Below are 15110 nucleotides of genomic sequence, written 5' to 3' on the forward strand. Positions count from 1 at the left end.
GATGACCACCCCCGACCTCGACGCGTTCCGCACGCTGGCCAAGGACCGTCGCGTCATCCCCGTCACCCGGCGGCTGCTGGCCGACGGCGACACCCCGATCGCCCTGTACCGCAAGCTCGCAGCCGAACGGCCCGGCACCTTCCTGCTGGAGTCGGCCGAGAACGGCCGCACCTGGTCGCGCTACTCCTTCGTCGGCGTGCGCAGCTCCGCCGCGCTCACCGTCAGGGACGGACAGGCGCACTGGACCGGCACCCCGCCCGTCGGCGTCCCCACCGGCGGCGACCCGCTCGCCGCGCTGCGCGCCACCGTCGAGGCGCTGCACACCCCGCGCGATCCGCACCTGCCGCCCTTCACCGGCGGCATGGTCGGCTACCTCGGCTACGACATCGTGCGCCGCCTGGAACGCGTGGGCGACAGCGCACGGGACGACCTGCGGCTGCCCGAACTCACCATGCTGCTCACCTCCGACCTCGCGGTGCTCGACCACCGCGACGGCACGGTGCTGCTCATCGCCAACGCCATCAACCACAACGACCTGGAGACGGGCGTGGACGAGGCGTACGCCGACGCCGTCGCCCGGCTGGACGCGATGGCGGACGACCTGGACCGCCCGGTCGCCGCCGGCGCCTCCGCCCTGCCCGACCCCCAGGTCCCCGAGTACACCGAGCGGTGGGGCGGCGCCGCGTTCCAGGACGCCGTGGAGGACGTCAAGGAGCGCATCCGGGCCGGGGAGGCGTTCCAGGTCGTGCCCTCGCAGCGGTTCGAGACGCCGTGCGCCGCCTCGGCGCTGGACGTCTACCGGGTGCTGCGCACCACCAACCCCAGCCCGTACATGTACCTGTTCCGCTTCGGCGGGACCGGGGAGGACGGCGGCGGCTTCGACATCGTCGGGTCCAGCCCCGAGGCGCTCGTCAAGGTGGAGGACGGCCGCGCCCTGCTGCACCCCATCGCCGGGACCCGCCCGCGCGGCGCCACCCCGCAGCGGGACAACGCGCTGGCCGAGGAGCTGCTGGCCGACCCCAAGGAGCGCGCCGAGCACCTCATGCTCGTGGACCTGGGCCGCAACGACCTGGGACGGGTCTGCGCACCCGGCAGCGTCGAGGTCGTCGACTTCATGTCGGTCGAGCGGTACAGCCACGTCATGCACATCGTCTCGACGGTCACCGGACGGCTGGCACCGGGACGCACCGCGTTCGACGCGCTCACCGCCTGCTTCCCCGCCGGGACGCTCTCCGGCGCGCCCAAGCCGCGCGCGCTCCAGATCATCGAGGAGCTGGAACCGGTCCGGCGCGGCCTGTACGGCGGCTGCGTGGGCTACCTGGACTTCGCCGGGGACCTGGACACCGCCATCGCCATCCGCACCGCGCTGCTGCGCGACGGCACCGCCTACGTGCAGGCGGGCGCCGGGGTCGTCGCCGACTCCGACCCGCACGCCGAGGACACCGAGTGCCGCAACAAGGCGGCGGCCGTGCTCAGGGCGGTGGAGTCCGCCCACCACCTCGGCGGTAGCGTGGAGACGTGACCACTTCGCCCGAATCCGCCCCGGAACCCGACCGCGAACCCGCAACCGGCACCGGGTCCGGCACCGGACCCGAGACCGCGTCAGGCACCGGGCAGGGGCCGCGCCGTGCGCTCGGGGCCGCCCTGTCCGGCGGCGCGCTCGGCGCCGCCGTGGTGCTCGTCGCGGCGGGCCAGCCGTGGGTGCGCGGCTACGCCGTGGAAGGCGGCGCCCGGATGCCCGTGGAGGCGAGCGGCAGTGACGTGACCGGGCTGCCCAGCGCGCTGGCCCTGGTCGGACTCGCCGCCCTCGTCGCCGTCTTCGCGGTGCGCCGCGCCACCAGGGCGGCCGTCGCGCTGCTGCTCGCGGCCTGCGGCGCCGGGACGCTGGCCGCGGCGCTGGCGGGCGCCTCCGGCACCACCGGCCTGGACGGCGCCGCGGCCTCCGCGACGGGGCTGGCCCACAGCTCCCTGGAGCAGGTCTCCCACAGCGGCTGGCCCTACGCCGCGGCGGTGGGCGGCGCCCTGCTGCTGGGCGCCGGGCTGCTCGCCCTGCGGTACGGACGGCACTGGCCCGCGATGGGCAGCCGCTACGAACGCGAGGGAGCACCGCGCCGTCAGCGCGCGGCCCGTGCGCCCGCCGACCCGGAGCGTCCCGAGGAGCTGTGGAAGGCGCTCGACCGCGGCGAGGACCCCACCGGTCCGCCCGAGGGGGCGTCCCCCGGCGCTGACGACCGGACGGCCGGGCGCGACGGTCCTGACCGCCCCTGACACAATGAGCGGGGAATCCGACCCGGCCCCGACACCCCTGACCGACGAGGAGCACTCATGGCGGACAGCAGCCACGGACACACCCCCGCCGCCTGGACCGGCGTCATCATCGCCTTCATCGGCTTCGGCATCGGCGCGGCGTTCACCGTCATGGCCCAGCCGGTCGGCGTGGTGGCCGGGCTCGTCGTCGTCGCGCTCGGAGGTGTCGTCGGCATGGTGATGCGCTCGATGGGCCTCGGCGCGCCGAAGGAGTCCCAGGACGCCGCCGACCGCCGGGAGCGCGCGGGCGTCACCAGCTGACCGCCCGGGCGGCGAAGCGCCGCCCGGGTTCCCGCCCCGTACCGCTGACGCGCGCCCGTCCGCGGCACCCGTACCGGTGCCGCGGCGGGCGCGTCGCGCTGTCCGGGCGCGGCGCGGGCGGCAGGCTGGGCGGATGCGCCCGTTCCGTTTCGGCCCCCGCGCCGTGCCGCTGGCGGGAGCGGCCGTGCTCGGGGCCGCCGCCGCGTACGTCGCCGCCGTCCCTCCCGGGGAGCCGGTCCGCTACCCGCCCTGCCCGGTGCTGCGCCACACCGGGCTGCTGTGCCCCGGCTGCGGCGGGCTGCGGGCCGCCCACGCCCTGCTGCACGGCCATCTCGGCACCGCCGCGGGCGCGAACGCGCTGGTGGTGGCCGGTGTGGTGGTCCTCGCCGTGCTGGGTGCGCGGTGGCTGCTGCGCCCGGACCGCCCGCCGGTCCCGCGGCCCGGATGGGCGTACGCCGCAGGCGCGCTGACGCTCCTCTTCACCGTCGCGCGGAACCTGCCCGCCGGCGCCGCCCTGGCCCCGTAGACCGGTGCGGCTCTGGCCCTTTCCTCCGGTATGTGAGACTCCGGGGCACCGGATGCGGGCACCGCCCCGGTGGCCGGATACCATCACAGGGACCGACCGCGACCGTCCGCTCCTCACGGCCGTCCGCCACCCAGCAGAAAGGGGCCGCTCGCGTGAGTGTGCTCGCCGAGATCATCGACGGCGTCCGCGAGGACCTCGCCGAACGCCAGGCGCGCGTGAGCCTCGACGACCTCAAGGAGCGCGTCGCGCAGGCCCCGCAGGCCCTGGACGGCGTGGCGGCCCTGCGGGGCGAGGGGATCAAGGTCATCTGCGAGGTGAAGCGGTCCAGCCCCTCCAAGGGCGCGCTGGCCGCCATCGCGGACCCGGCCGGGCTCGCCGCCGACTACGAGGCGGGCGGCGCCGCGGTCATCTCCGTCCTCACCGAGCAGCGGCGCTTCGGCGGATCCCTGGCCGACCTGGAGGCCGTGCGCGCCCGCGTCGGCATCCCGGTGCTGCGCAAGGACTTCATCGTCACCGCCTACCAGCTGTGGGAGGCGCGCGCCTACGGCGCCGACCTCGCGCTGCTCATCGTCGCCGCCCTGGAGCAGGACGCGCTCGTCTCCCTCATCGAACGGGCCGAGAGCATCGGCCTGACCCCGCTGGTCGAGGTGCACGACGAGGAGGAGGTCGAGCGCGCGGTGGACGCGGGAGCCCGCGTCATCGGCGTCAACGCGCGCAACCTCAGGACGCTGGAGGTCGACCGGGGCAACTTCGCCCGCGTCGCCCCCGAGATCCCCGACCACGTCGTGCGCATCGCCGAGTCCGGCGTGCGCGGCCCGCACGACCTCATCGCTTACGCCAACGACGGCGCGGACGCGGTGCTGGTCGGCGAGTCGCTGGTGACCGGCAAGGACCCGAGGACGGCGGTGGCCGACCTCGTTGCCGCCGGTGCCCACCCGGCCCTGCGCCACGGACGCTGACCGCCGTGCGCCGCGCCCACGCCCGACTCGCCCGCGGCTGCCGGCCGCGCGGCTGCCGCGCCCCGGCGCGGCGGGTCCACGGGCGGCGCGTGCGCTACCACATCGGAGCGGAACCGGGACAGGTCAACGGACGCCGATGGCGATGAGCGGGCCGGGCCGGCGGCACCCCCGCCGTTGAGCGGGCCGCCCGTCCGGGCCGCCCCGGCGGCAGGCCGCTCCGGCACGCCCGGACGGCCGCCGCCGGGCGCGGCCGTGCCCGCACGCCCGCGCATCCGTGCTTATCGTCACGTAACGACCGCGTCCCAGGAGCTGCGTCGATGTCCGCTGACTTCTTCCTGCCCGACCCCGAGGGCACCGTCCCGAGCGCCGAAGGGTACTTCGGCGCGTTCGGTGGCAAGTTCATCCCGGAGGCGCTCGTCGCCGCCGTGGACGAGGTGGCCGCCGAGTACGCCAAGGCCAAGGCCGACCCGGCCTTCGCCGCCGAGCTGAACGACCTGCTGGTCAACTACACCGGCCGGCCCAGCGCGCTGACCGAGGTCCCGCGCTTCGCCGGACACGCCGGGGGAGCCCGCGTCTTCCTCAAGCGCGAGGACCTCAACCACACCGGCTCCCACAAGATCAACAACGTGCTCGGGCAGGCCCTGCTCACCCGGCGCATGGGCAAGACCCGCGTCATCGCCGAGACCGGCGCCGGGCAGCACGGCGTGGCCACCGCCACCGCCTGCGCCCTGTTCGGCCTCGACTGCACGATCTACATGGGCGAGATCGACACCCGGCGCCAGGCGCTCAACGTCGCCCGGATGCGCATGCTGGGCGCCGAGGTCGTCCCCGTCGCCTCCGGCAGCCGCACCCTCAAGGACGCCATCAACGAGGCGTTCCGCGACTGGGTCGCCAACGTGGAGGACACCCACTACCTGTTCGGCACCGTCGCCGGACCGCACCCGTTCCCCGCCCTCGTCCGCGACTTCCACCGGGTGATCGGCGTCGAGGCCCGCCGCCAGATCCTGGAGCGCACCGGGCGGCTGCCGGACGCCGTCGCCGCCTGCGTGGGCGGCGGCTCCAACGCCATCGGCCTCTTCCACGCGTTCCTCGGCGACGCCGCCGTGCGGCTGGTCGGGCTGGAGGCCGCCGGCCACGGCGTGGACTCCGGCGAGCACGCGGCGACGCTGACCGCCGGGGAGCCCGGCATCCTGCACGGCTCCCGCTCCTACGTCCTCCAGGACGACGAGGGCCAGATCACCGAGCCCTACTCGATCTCCGCCGGTCTGGACTACCCGGGCATCGGCCCCGAGCACTCCTACCTCAAGGACGCCGGACGGGCCGAATACCGCCCGGTGACCGACGACGAGGCCATGCGGGCCCTGCGGCTGCTGTCCCAGACCGAGGGCATCATCCCCGCCATCGAGAGCGCCCACGCACTCGCCGGAGCCCTGGAGCTGGGCCGCGAACTCGGCCAAGGCGGGCTCGTCCTGGTCAACCTCTCCGGACGCGGCGACAAGGACATGGACACCGCCGCCCGCTACTTCGGCTACTACGACGAGCAGCCCGCGAGCGGCGGGCGGGACGCGCTCGGAACGGACAGCGCGGACGGGAACGACGGCGCGGACGACGACACGGCGGAGGCCGGACGATGACGGGCACCACGCACATCCACGGCACCGGCACCCCCGCCGCCACGCACGACGCGGGCGACCTGCCGCCCGTCCCGGCCGGAGCGCGGGGCAACGCCGCCCTGCTGGACTCCGTGCTCGGCCGGGCCAGGGACGAGGGCCGCGCGGCGCTCGTGGGCTACCTCCCCGCCGGGTTCCCGACGGTGGACGGCGGCATCGCGGCCTGCACCGCGCTGCTGGAGGGCGGCTGCGACATCGTCGAGGTCGGGCTGCCGCACAGCGACCCGGTGCTGGACGGCCCGGTCATCCAGACCGCCGACGACATCGCCCTGCGCGGCGGCGTCCGCATCGCCGACGTGCTGCGCACCGTGCGCGAGACGCACGCCGCCACCGGCGCCCCGGTGCTCGTCATGACCTACTGGAACCCGGTGGACCGCTACGGGCCCGAGCGCTTCGCCGCCGAGCTGGCCGACGCGGGCGGCGCCGGGTGCATCCTGCCCGACCTGCCGGTGGAGGAGTCGGGCCCGTGGCGCGAGGCCGCCGAGCGGCACCGGCTGGCCACCGTCTTCGTGGTCGCGCCCAGCAGCCGGGACGAGCGGCTGGCCACCATCACGGCGGCGGGCAGCGGCTTCGTCTACGCGGCCTCGCTCATGGGCGTCACCGGCACCCGCGCCTCGGTGGGCCGGCAGGCGGCGGAACTGGTCCGGCGCACCCGGGCCGCCACCACCCTGCCGGTGTGCGTCGGGCTCGGCGTCTCCGGCCGGTCCCAGGCCGCCGAGGTGGCCGGCTTCGCCGACGGCGTGATCGTCGGCTCCGCGTTCGTCAAGCGGCTGCTCGACCACCCGGACGACCTCGACGCCGGCCTGGCGGAGGTGCGGGAGCTGGCGGGCGAGCTGGCCCGCGGCGTGCGCGAGGCCGTGCGTCAGGGCTGACGCCGCCCGGCGGGGGAGGGGTCGGGGGCGTGCAGGCGCAGCACCGCACGCTCCGCCCCTTCCGGCGGCGTACCCCACCAGGACACGCCGATCATCGTCCCGAAGGCCAGCGGCACCGTCCACGACGCGGGCTGCTCCAGCAGGACGGTGAGCAGCCCCGGCTCGAAGGCGCCGAGCGCCGAGACGAGGGCCGCGCCCGTCGCCGAGGTGGCCCCGGCGACCAGACCGCTCACCGCGCCCGCCAGCGTCAGCCGGGGCCACCAGATGCCCAGCACCAGCAGCGGGCAGAAGGTGGACGCCGCCACCGCGAAGGCCCAGCCGACGAGCACGTTGATGGCCAGGTGCGCGGCCGGGAGCGACAGCAGCACCGCCACGAACGCCCCGGCCGCGACCGCGGCGCGCAGCCGGGAGAGCCCGCTGCCGAACAGGTCGTGCGAGAGGCCGCCCGCCAGCGCCAGCAGCAGCCCCGAGGACGTGGACAGGAACGCGGCGAACGCCCCGGCGGCCACCAGGGCCGTCAGCACACTGCCCAGCATCCCCGGAACCGCCTCGCCGGGCAGCACCACGGCGACGGTGTCGGTGGCGTTGTCGTGCACCAGGTGCGGGGTCAGCACCCGGCCCAGCAGCCCGTACACGACGGGGAACAGGTAGAACACGCCCAGCAGCGCGATCACCCCGACCGCCACCCGGCGCGCCGCGCGGGCGCTGGAGCTGGTGTGGAAGCGCATGATGACGTGCGGCAGGCCCACCGCGCCCAGCGTCGTGGCCAGCAGCACCGACCACGTCGACAGCAGCGGGTACCCCGAGCCGCCCACGTCCAGCAGCGGGCGGCTCCACCCCTCCGGCACGGTGACCGGCGTCAGCGCCGCCTCCCGCGTCCGGGCCCCGGAGTGCGCCACCAGGAAGACGGCGGGCACCGCGATGAACACCAGCTTCACCAGGTAGTGGAACGCCTGCACGTACGTCGCCGAGCGCATCCCGCCCACCGCGATCGACCCGCTCACCACCAGGCCCGCCAGCACCACACCGACCCAGTACGGGGTCCCGCTGACGAGCTGGAGCACCACTCCGGCGCCCTTGAACTGCGGGACCAGGTACAGCCACATGATCACCAGCACGATCAGCCCGCACAGCCTGCGCACCGCGGGCGAGCCGAGCCGGTACTCGGCGAAGTCCGGCACAGTGAAGGCCCCCGAACGGCGCATCGGCCCGGCGACGAGCGCCGCGACGGCCACGTACCCGGCCGTGAACCCGACGGCGTACCACATGGTGCCGATGCCGTCCTTGAGCAGCAGCCCCGCCAGCCCCAGCACGGAGGCCGCCGAGACGTACTCGCCCGCGATGGCCATGGCGTTGAGCCCGCTGCCCACCCGCCGGGAGGCGACCAGGAAGTCCGGTGTGGTCCGCGCGGCCCGCACCCCGTAGACGCCGATGACCAGGCTCGCCCCGACGAGGAACCCGATGGCGAGCAGACCGGTCACGCCCCGCCGCCGTCCCGCTCGCCCGGCCCGGTTCCACCGCGTTCGGCCTCCTCGGTGCGCTCGGCCGTGCGCACGTGCGCGGCGGCGATGAGCAGCAGCAGCGGGTACGTCGCCGCGGCCAGCAGCAGCCAGGAGACGGGCACCCCGCCCACCCGCAGCCGGTCCAGCACGGGCAGCGCCGCGATCGTGCCGCTCGTGCCGAACAGCACGGCCGCCAGCAGGACGGTGGTGCGCAGGGCCGTGCGGCGCTGCGCCGCGAAGACGCGCCGGGCCAGCTCCGGATCGGCCGGCCCCGGCAGCGGCAGCGAGCGGCGGTCGCTGCGGCGGCCCCGGGCCAGCGCGATACGGGTCTGCGGGCTGGTGACCTTCACCCGCCGGGCGCCGGTCACCTCGCCGCCCGGCCGAGCTGGCCGCTGCGGGCCGCGTCGATGAGCCGCTCCTTCAGGCCCCTGGCGTGCCGCCTGCTGACGGGGACGTCACCGGCCGGGGTGCAGGCCACCAGCCCGGCCGAGCTGGTCACCCGCAGGTCGTGCACCCAGCGCACCGCCACCAGGAAGCCCCGGTGCACCCGCACGAAACCGGCCGGCGCCCACACGTCCTCCAGGTAGGACAGGGAGAGCCGGATCAGGTGCGTGCCGTCGGCGGTGTGCAGCCGCACGTAGTCCCCGTGCGCCTCGGCGAACTGGATGTCGTCGCGCCGCACGAACACGGTGCGCCTGCTGTGCTCGATCTGCACCACCGCCAGCTCGTCGGCCGGGCCGCCCTCCTCCTCCGGGCCCCGGCGCAGCCGTGCGATGCGCGCCACCGAGTCGGCCAGCCGCTCCGGGCGCACCGGCTTGAGCAGGTAGTCGACCGCGCCGATGCCGAACGCCTCGATGGCGTGCGACTCCGAGGCGGTGACGAACACGATCGCGGGCGGGGCCGAGAGCATGCTGATCACCCGGGCCACCGCCATCCCGTCCAGGCCCGGCATGGAGATGTCCAGGAAGACCGCGTCGAACGCGGTGCCGCCCAGCAGCCGCACGGCCGCCTCGCCGCTCTCGGCGGACACCACGTCCGCGATCTCGGGCATGCCGGCGAGGAAGCCGTTCAGCTCCTCCCGGGTGAACGGCTCGTCCTCCACGACCAGAACCTGAAGCATCACTCGGCCACCACTCCTCGCATGAAGCGCGGTACCCGGATGACGACCTTGGTACCGCTGTCCGGCGCGGTCTCGATGAGCAGGCCGTGCTCGGGCCCGTACACCGCGCGCAGCCGCTGGTCCACGTTGGCCAGGCCCACGCCCTTCGCCGGGGGCCCGGAGCCCGCGAGGACGGCGCGGGCGAGCTGGGGGTCCATGCCCACGCCGTCGTCCTCGATCTCGATGACGACGAGCGGCCCCTCGCCGAAGCCGGAGACGCTGATGTGGCCGCGCCCCGCCTTCCGCTCCAGTCCGTGCCGGACCGCATTCTCCACGATGGGCTGCACGACCAGGAAGGGGATGGCGACGGGCAGGATCTCCGGGGCCATCCGCACCGTGATGTCGAGGCGGTCGTCGAACCGGGCGCGCTGGAGTTCCAGGTACGTCTGCGTGGCCTGGAGCTCGGCGGCGACGGTCGCGTAGTCGCCCTGGGTGGAGAAGCTGTAGCGCAGGTAGTCCGCGAAGTCCGTGAGCAGCCCGCGCGCCCGGCCGGGGTCGCTGCGGATGTGGGCGGCGATGACCGCGAGCGCGTTGTGCAGGAAGTGCGGTGATATCTGCGCCCGCAGCGTCCGCAGGTCGGCGGCGGCGATCCGGGTGCGGGCGGTGCGCAGCTCGGCGTGGTCGAGCTGCTCGGCGACGAGCCGGGCGACCTCGCTGAGGTCCTCCTCGGCCACGTCCCCGGCGGCGATGAGGCAGCCGGCCAGCTCGTCGGCCACGATCAGCGGCGCCGCGCACAGCGGGGGGCGGCGCAGGGCGGTCCCGTGCTCGTACACCTCGGCGAGCAGCCCCTCCGCCCCGCTGCCCCGCGGCAGGGCACCGTGCCGGGCGACGGGCCCGTCGAGGTCGGCCAGGAGCACGGCGTCGGCGCGCAGGAGCCGGCGGATGCGCCGGGCCGCCGCCGTCCCGCCTCCGCGCAGCCCGGCGCGCAGGTCCGCGCCCAGCAGCCGGGCCTCCCGCAGCGCGGCGATCGTCGCGGGGAGGCCCGTGCCCGCGGGGCGGGCGCCGCGCCGCCCGGGCCACGGCGTCCATGTCCGCCGGGGCCGGGCGGCGCCTGGTGTGCCGGGCCGGCTCGTCCTGTCCACGGGCAGACCGTAACCCAGGGGAACCGGAATGGCGCCGGGCCCGGCGGCGCCCGGGTGCGCGCCAGGGACGGCGGGCGCGCCGCGGGGTGGGGGGGTGCCGCCGGGCCCGGCGCCGGGGTGCCGGGGCTCAGTGGTGGGACGCACCCTCCGCCCCGGCACCCGTCAGGGCCCGCACCTGGAGCTCGGCGTAGCGGCGCGGGTTGTTCTCGTCCGACATCAGCGTGCCGACGACGGCGCACAGCAGGCCCAGCGGGATGGAGACCAGGCCCGGGTTGGACAGCGGGAACCAGGCGAAGTCCGCGCCGGTGACCAGCGCCTTCTCCGAGCCGGACACCACCGGCGAGAAGATGACGAGGCCGACCGCGCTGATCAGGCCGCCGTAGATGCCGGCCACCGCGCCCTGCGTGTTGAAGCGCTTCCAGAACAGGCTGAGCAGCAGGGTCGGCAGGTTCGCCGAGGCGGCGATGGCGAAGGCCAGCGCCACCAGGAAGGCGACGTTCAGGCTCTGCGCGAAGATCGCCAGCACGATGGCCACGGCGCCGACGCCGAAGGCGGCCAGCTTGGCGACCTTGACCTCCTCCTGGCCGGTCGCCTTCCCCTTGCGCAGCACGCTGTTGTAGAAGTCGTGCGCGAGGGAGGAGGACGAGGCGATCGTCAGCCCGGCCACCGTGGACAGGATCGCCGCGAAGGCCACGGCCGCGATGATGGCGAGCATGACGGCGGCCAGTCCGGAGCCGCCGAAGTAGTCGCCGGCCGCTTCGGCGAGCTGCGGGGCCGCCGTGTTGCCCGCCGCGTCCTGCGCGGTGATCGCGTCCTTGCCGACCATCGCCGCCGCGCCGAAGCCGAGGACGAGCGTCATCAGGTAGAAGGTGCCGATGAGCCCGATGCCCCAGTTCACGGACTTCCGGGCGGTCTTGGAGTCGGGGACGGTGTAGAACCGGATGAGGATGTGCGGCAGCCCGGCCGTGCCCAGCACCAGGGCCAGGCCCAGGCTGATCATGTCGAGCTTGTTCCACAGCGTCTGGAGGGCGTCGCCCGGCACCTCCGTGCCGAACCGCAGGCCCGGTTCCAGGAACGACTGCCCGGCCCCGCTGGCGTTCGCGGCGTCCCCCATGAGGGAGCCCAGGTTGAAGTCGTAGACGGCCAGCACCATGACGGTGAGCAGGAAGGCGCCGCCCATGAGCATGCCGGCCTTGATGATCTGGACCCAGGTGGTGCCCTTCATCCCGCCGAAGGTGACGTAGACGATCATCAGGACGCCGACCACGATGATGCCCGCGATCTTGGCGGTGTCCGCGTCCATGCCCAGGTACGTCTCACCGGGCGCGATCCCCAGCAGCAGGGCGATGAGGGCGCCGGCGCCGACCATCTGGGCCAGCAGGTAGAAGACCGACACGGTGATCGTCGAGACGGCGGCGGCCGTGCGGACGGGCCGCTGGCGCATCCGGTAGGACAGCACGTCGGCCATCGTGAAGCGTCCGGAGTTGCGCAGCAGCTCGGCGACGAGCAGCAGCGCCACCAGCCAGGCCACCAGGAAGCCGATGGAGTAGAGGAAGCCGTCGTAGCCGAACAGCGCGATCATGCCCGCGATGCCCAGGAAGGACGCGGCGGACATGTAGTCGCTGCCGATGGCGAAACCGTTCTGCAACCCGCTGAAGCCGCGTCCGCCCGAGTGGAAGTCGGCCGCGGACTTCGTCTGCCTGCTGGCCCAGACGGTGACGCCGAGCGTGATGGCAATCATCGCCAGGAACAGCACGACGGTGATCGTGCGGCCGCTGGAACCCGCCTCCTGGGCGAGGTCGAGCGCGTGCGTCATCGGACGTCTCCCTTCGGGGCGGCGGTCTGCGGGGCGTCCGAGGTGCCGTCGCCGCCGGTCAGCTCGTCGCGGAGCTGCCCGGCGAGCGGGTCGAGCCGCCGGTTGGCGTAGCGGGAGTACAGGACGGCGATGCCGAAGGTGCTGAGGAACTGGAGCACCCCGAACACCAGCGCCACGTTCACGGTCCCGAAGAGCACGGTGCCCATCACGCCGCGGGCGTAGGCCGACATGAGGACGTACAGCAGGTACCAGACGAGGAAGGCCACGCTCATGGGGAACACGAAGACCGTGAGGCGGCGCTTGAGCTCCAGGAAGCGCGGGTCGGTGTGCATGGTCACCGTGCGTTCCGCCAGCTCCTCGGGGGAGCGCGACTGCGGTGGAGAATCGTGCGGCATGGACGCCTCCTCGTCAGGGGTGTGGACGGGGGCAACGTAAGCAGCGTCACAACGGGGCGGAAGCAACCACCGGACACGCTCGGTGAACGCACCGGATGCGCGGCGAGCGGTACGCCTCCGTGCGACGACCGGTCTGAAAACACGACCAGCGGTCGTCAAGCCGCACCGCCTCCTTGCCCCCGTTCGGGGGAAATCCGGCGAGTCAGCCCTGGTAAGGCGGCGGTGGCTCGTTGTGCCGGACGTGATGAGCGACAACACTTCGGACGGGAAGCGCAGTGCCGTCGAGCGGCTGCACGAGCAGCGCGCGAAGGAGCAGGCGGCCGGCCGGCGCAAGCGGAACGTGAAGGCCGGTGCCGTGGTCGTCGCCGTGCTCGCCGCCGTCGGCGTGGTGGGTTACGCGGCGGCCGGCGGGGCCCGTGAGGAGGGCGACGGAAAAGTGGCGGAACCGATCGTGGTGGGGCGCGGCGACGCCCCGGTGACCCTGACCGTCTACGAGGACTTCCGCTGCCCCGGCTGCGCCCAGTTCGAGCAGGCGTTCAAGGACACGATCCACGAGCTGACCGAGGACGGGAAGATCCGCACCGAGTACCACCTCGTCTCGATCATCGACGGCAACATGGGCGGCGACGGCTCGCGGCGCGCGGCCAACGCGGCGGCCTGCGCCCGGGACGCGGGCGAGTTCACCCCCTACCACGACCTGCTCTACGCCCACCAGCCGCCGGAGCAGGAGGACGCCTTCGCCGACACCGGTCACCTGATCTCGCTGGCCGGGCGGGTGGACGGGCTGGACACCCCCGCCTTCCGCTCCTGCGTGGAGGACGGCACGCACGACGCGTGGGTCAAGCGCAGCAACGACGCGTTCACCGCCTCGGAGTACAACGCGACGCCGACGGTGCTGCTGGACGGCGAGAGCGTCTACGGGGACCCGGCCCACCCGCTGACGCCCGAGTCGCTGCGGGCGAAGGTCGCCGAAGCCGCCGGGAAGCGGTGAGGCCGCGGGACCGGCGGGGCACCCGGGTGGCCACGTCACCGGAACGGCACCGCGGGGAAACGGTGCGTATGCGAAGAAGTCGTGACGCGGTTACCGCGACGGCGCCCCGGCAGGGTAGCGTCTGAACCGCCATGGAGACGCTTGCCTCGATCCCCAGCCCCTCGACCGGCGAGATCATGCTCGGTCCGTTCCCGCTGCGCGGCTACGCGCTGTGCATCATCCTCGGCGTGTTCCTCGCCGTCTGGTTCGGCGGGCGGCGCTGGGTGGCCCGTGGCGGACGGCCCGGGACCGTCGCCGACGTCGCGGTGTGGGCGGTGCCGTTCGGTCTCGTCGGGGGCAGGCTCTACCACGTCGTCACCGATTACCAGCTCTACTTCGGCGAGGGCCGCAACTGGGTCAACGCGCTGAAGATCTGGGAGGGCGGCCTCGGAATCTGGGGCGCCATCGCCTTCGGCGCCGTCGGCGCCTGGATCGCCTGCCGCCGCCGGGGCATCCCGCTGCCCGCCTACGCGGACGCGGTGGCCCCGGCCATCGCGGTGGCCCAGGCGGTCGGCCGCTGGGGCAACTGGTTCAACCAGGAGCTGTACGGACGCGCCACCGACCTGCCCTGGGCGGTCGAGATCGACAACGGGGCGGACAGCGGCACCTACCACCCGACCTTCCTGTACGAGTCGCTGTGGTGCCTCGGCGTCGCGGCCCTGGTCGTCTGGGCGGACCGCCGGTTCCGGCTCGGCCACGGGCGCGCCTTCGCGCTCTACGTCGCCGGGTACACGGCCGGGCGGTTCTGGATCGAGTACCTGCGCATCGACCAGGCCCACGAGATCCTCGGGCTGCGGCTGAACAACTGGACGGCGCTGCTGGTCTTCCTGGCGGCCGTCGCCTACCTGGTGGTCTCCGCCCGGCGCCGTCCGGGACGCGAGGAGATCGTGGAGCCGGACCCGGAGGTCGGCGGCACCGGACCGGGGAGCGCCGCGCAGGACGGCCCCGCGCAGGACGTCCCGGCCGCGGACGCCCCCGCGAAGGACGCCCCCGCGAAGGACGCCCCCGAGAAGGACGACGTCCCGGCCGGGAACGCCTCCGCGCAGGAGCAGCGGGACGGGCGGGACGGGGACGCCTCCGGCTCCGCCGTCCACGAGCAGGACGGCGCGTCCGCCGACCGTTCCTGAGCACCGCCGCCTCCCCTCCCCAAGCACCGCCGCCCCGGCCGCTCCGTGCGGCGGCCCCTTCCGCGGCGGCGGAGGTCACCCCCGGCACCGGTGGTGCCGGGTCACCGACGGGTCATCCTGGAAGAGACCGTCCAGGGCCTTCGCGCAGTCGGCCGAGCGCGCTGAGTAAAACGTGTTACCAGGCGGTTTCGATTGCCCGGTGGCTGGGCATGAGCCCCCAGCGCCGCGGGCAACGACGCCTGTGGCACCTCGTACGAGCAGAGCCGTCCGGCGCCGTCGCCGTCCCGCACGGCCGACACCCCGGACACCGTGTCCGGTGTCCGGATGATGGACTCCGTTATCCACTTCTCGGGAAACTGCTCATCATGTAACCTGCACGAAATTCTGATCTGCAGAGGGCCAAC

The 15110-nt window shown here is 74.4% G+C and carries 16 protein-coding genes; 10 read left to right on the forward strand and 6 right to left on the reverse strand.

Features of this window, described 5'->3' with window-relative positions; all coding sequences use genetic code 11:
• The first annotated feature begins 1 nt into the window (after position 1).
• From V1J52_RS20175 to trpA, 8 genes are all read left to right on the forward strand, one after another.
• Complete coding sequence (locus V1J52_RS20175) at positions 2-1522, forward strand: anthranilate synthase component I (RefSeq protein WP_330141313.1); 1521 nt, start codon at positions 2-4, stop codon at positions 1520-1522.
• A complete protein-coding gene (locus V1J52_RS20180) occupies positions 1519-2268 on the forward strand; it encodes a TIGR02234 family membrane protein (protein ID WP_330141314.1) in 750 nt (249 codons plus the stop codon). Before V1J52_RS20175 ends, V1J52_RS20180 begins: the two co-directional genes overlap by 4 nt.
• A gap of 57 nt (positions 2269-2325) precedes the next feature.
• Positions 2326-2568, forward strand: a complete 243-nt coding sequence (locus tag V1J52_RS20185; protein ID WP_330141315.1) for an HGxxPAAW family protein — start codon at positions 2326-2328, stop codon at positions 2566-2568.
• A 133-nt stretch (positions 2569-2701) separates the two neighbouring features.
• Positions 2702-3094, forward strand: a complete 393-nt coding sequence (locus tag V1J52_RS20190; protein ID WP_330141316.1) for a DUF2752 domain-containing protein — start codon at positions 2702-2704, stop codon at positions 3092-3094.
• Between the two features lie 152 nt (positions 3095-3246).
• On the forward strand, positions 3247-4053 hold the full coding sequence (gene trpC, locus V1J52_RS20195; protein WP_330141318.1) for an indole-3-glycerol phosphate synthase TrpC: 807 nt from the start codon (positions 3247-3249) through the stop codon (positions 4051-4053).
• Positions 4054-4058: 5 nt separating this feature from the next.
• The gene (trpM, locus tag V1J52_RS26240; RefSeq protein WP_503676892.1) at positions 4059-4199 is read left to right on the forward strand and encodes a tryptophan biosynthesis modulator TrpM; all 141 of its coding nucleotides are present in this window, start codon (positions 4059-4061) and stop codon (positions 4197-4199) included.
• A 171-nt stretch (positions 4200-4370) separates the two neighbouring features.
• Positions 4371-5687: a tryptophan synthase subunit beta gene (gene trpB, locus V1J52_RS20200; RefSeq protein ID WP_330141319.1), complete on the forward strand. Its 1317-nt coding sequence runs from the start codon at positions 4371-4373 to the stop codon at positions 5685-5687.
• Positions 5684-6595, forward strand: a complete 912-nt coding sequence (trpA, locus tag V1J52_RS20205; RefSeq protein ID WP_330141321.1) for a tryptophan synthase subunit alpha — start codon at positions 5684-5686, stop codon at positions 6593-6595. The genes trpB and trpA overlap by 4 nt, the downstream gene beginning before the upstream one ends.
• Here trpA and V1J52_RS20210 read toward each other — a convergent pair.
• The 6 genes from V1J52_RS20210 to V1J52_RS20235 all read right to left on the reverse strand — a co-directional run bounded on the left by V1J52_RS20210 (position 6586) and on the right by V1J52_RS20235 (position 12549).
• Entirely contained in the window at positions 6586-8076 is a 1491-nt protein-coding gene (locus V1J52_RS20210) for a sodium/solute symporter (protein ID WP_330141322.1), read from the reverse strand. The two genes, trpA and V1J52_RS20210, sit on opposite strands and share 10 nt — an antisense overlap.
• Positions 8073-8465, reverse strand: coding sequence for a hypothetical protein (locus tag V1J52_RS20215; protein WP_330141323.1), 393 nt, complete (start codon positions 8463-8465; stop codon positions 8073-8075). The genes V1J52_RS20210 and V1J52_RS20215 overlap by 4 nt, the downstream gene beginning before the upstream one ends.
• Positions 8462-9217, reverse strand: coding sequence for a LytR/AlgR family response regulator transcription factor (locus V1J52_RS20220; protein ID WP_330141324.1), 756 nt, complete (start codon positions 9215-9217; stop codon positions 8462-8464). Before V1J52_RS20220 ends, V1J52_RS20215 begins: the two co-directional genes overlap by 4 nt.
• A complete protein-coding gene (locus V1J52_RS20225) occupies positions 9217-10338 on the reverse strand; it encodes a sensor histidine kinase (RefSeq protein WP_330141325.1) in 1122 nt (373 codons plus the stop codon). Before V1J52_RS20225 ends, V1J52_RS20220 begins: the two co-directional genes overlap by 1 nt.
• A 127-nt stretch (positions 10339-10465) precedes the next feature.
• Positions 10466-12154: a monocarboxylic acid transporter gene (locus V1J52_RS20230; protein WP_330141326.1), complete on the reverse strand. Its 1689-nt coding sequence runs from the start codon at positions 12152-12154 to the stop codon at positions 10466-10468.
• Positions 12151-12549, reverse strand: coding sequence for a DUF485 domain-containing protein (locus V1J52_RS20235; protein ID WP_330141327.1), 399 nt, complete (start codon positions 12547-12549; stop codon positions 12151-12153). The genes V1J52_RS20230 and V1J52_RS20235 overlap by 4 nt, the downstream gene beginning before the upstream one ends.
• A 244-nt stretch (positions 12550-12793) precedes the next feature.
• Here V1J52_RS20235 and V1J52_RS20240 point away from each other — a divergent pair, with 244 nt between their 5' ends.
• Both V1J52_RS20240 and lgt read left to right on the forward strand, forming a co-directional pair.
• The gene (locus tag V1J52_RS20240; protein ID WP_330141328.1) at positions 12794-13540 is read left to right on the forward strand and encodes a DsbA family protein; all 747 of its coding nucleotides are present in this window, start codon (positions 12794-12796) and stop codon (positions 13538-13540) included.
• 131 nt (positions 13541-13671) lie between these two features.
• Positions 13672-14706, forward strand: a complete 1035-nt coding sequence (gene lgt / locus V1J52_RS20245; protein ID WP_330141329.1) for a prolipoprotein diacylglyceryl transferase — start codon at positions 13672-13674, stop codon at positions 14704-14706.
• The last annotated feature ends 404 nt before the right edge of the window (positions 14707-15110 follow it).

It is taken from the genome of Streptomyces solitudinis (genome assembly GCF_036323765.1).
GTDB lineage: Bacteria > Actinomycetota > Actinomycetes > Streptomycetales > Streptomycetaceae > Streptomyces.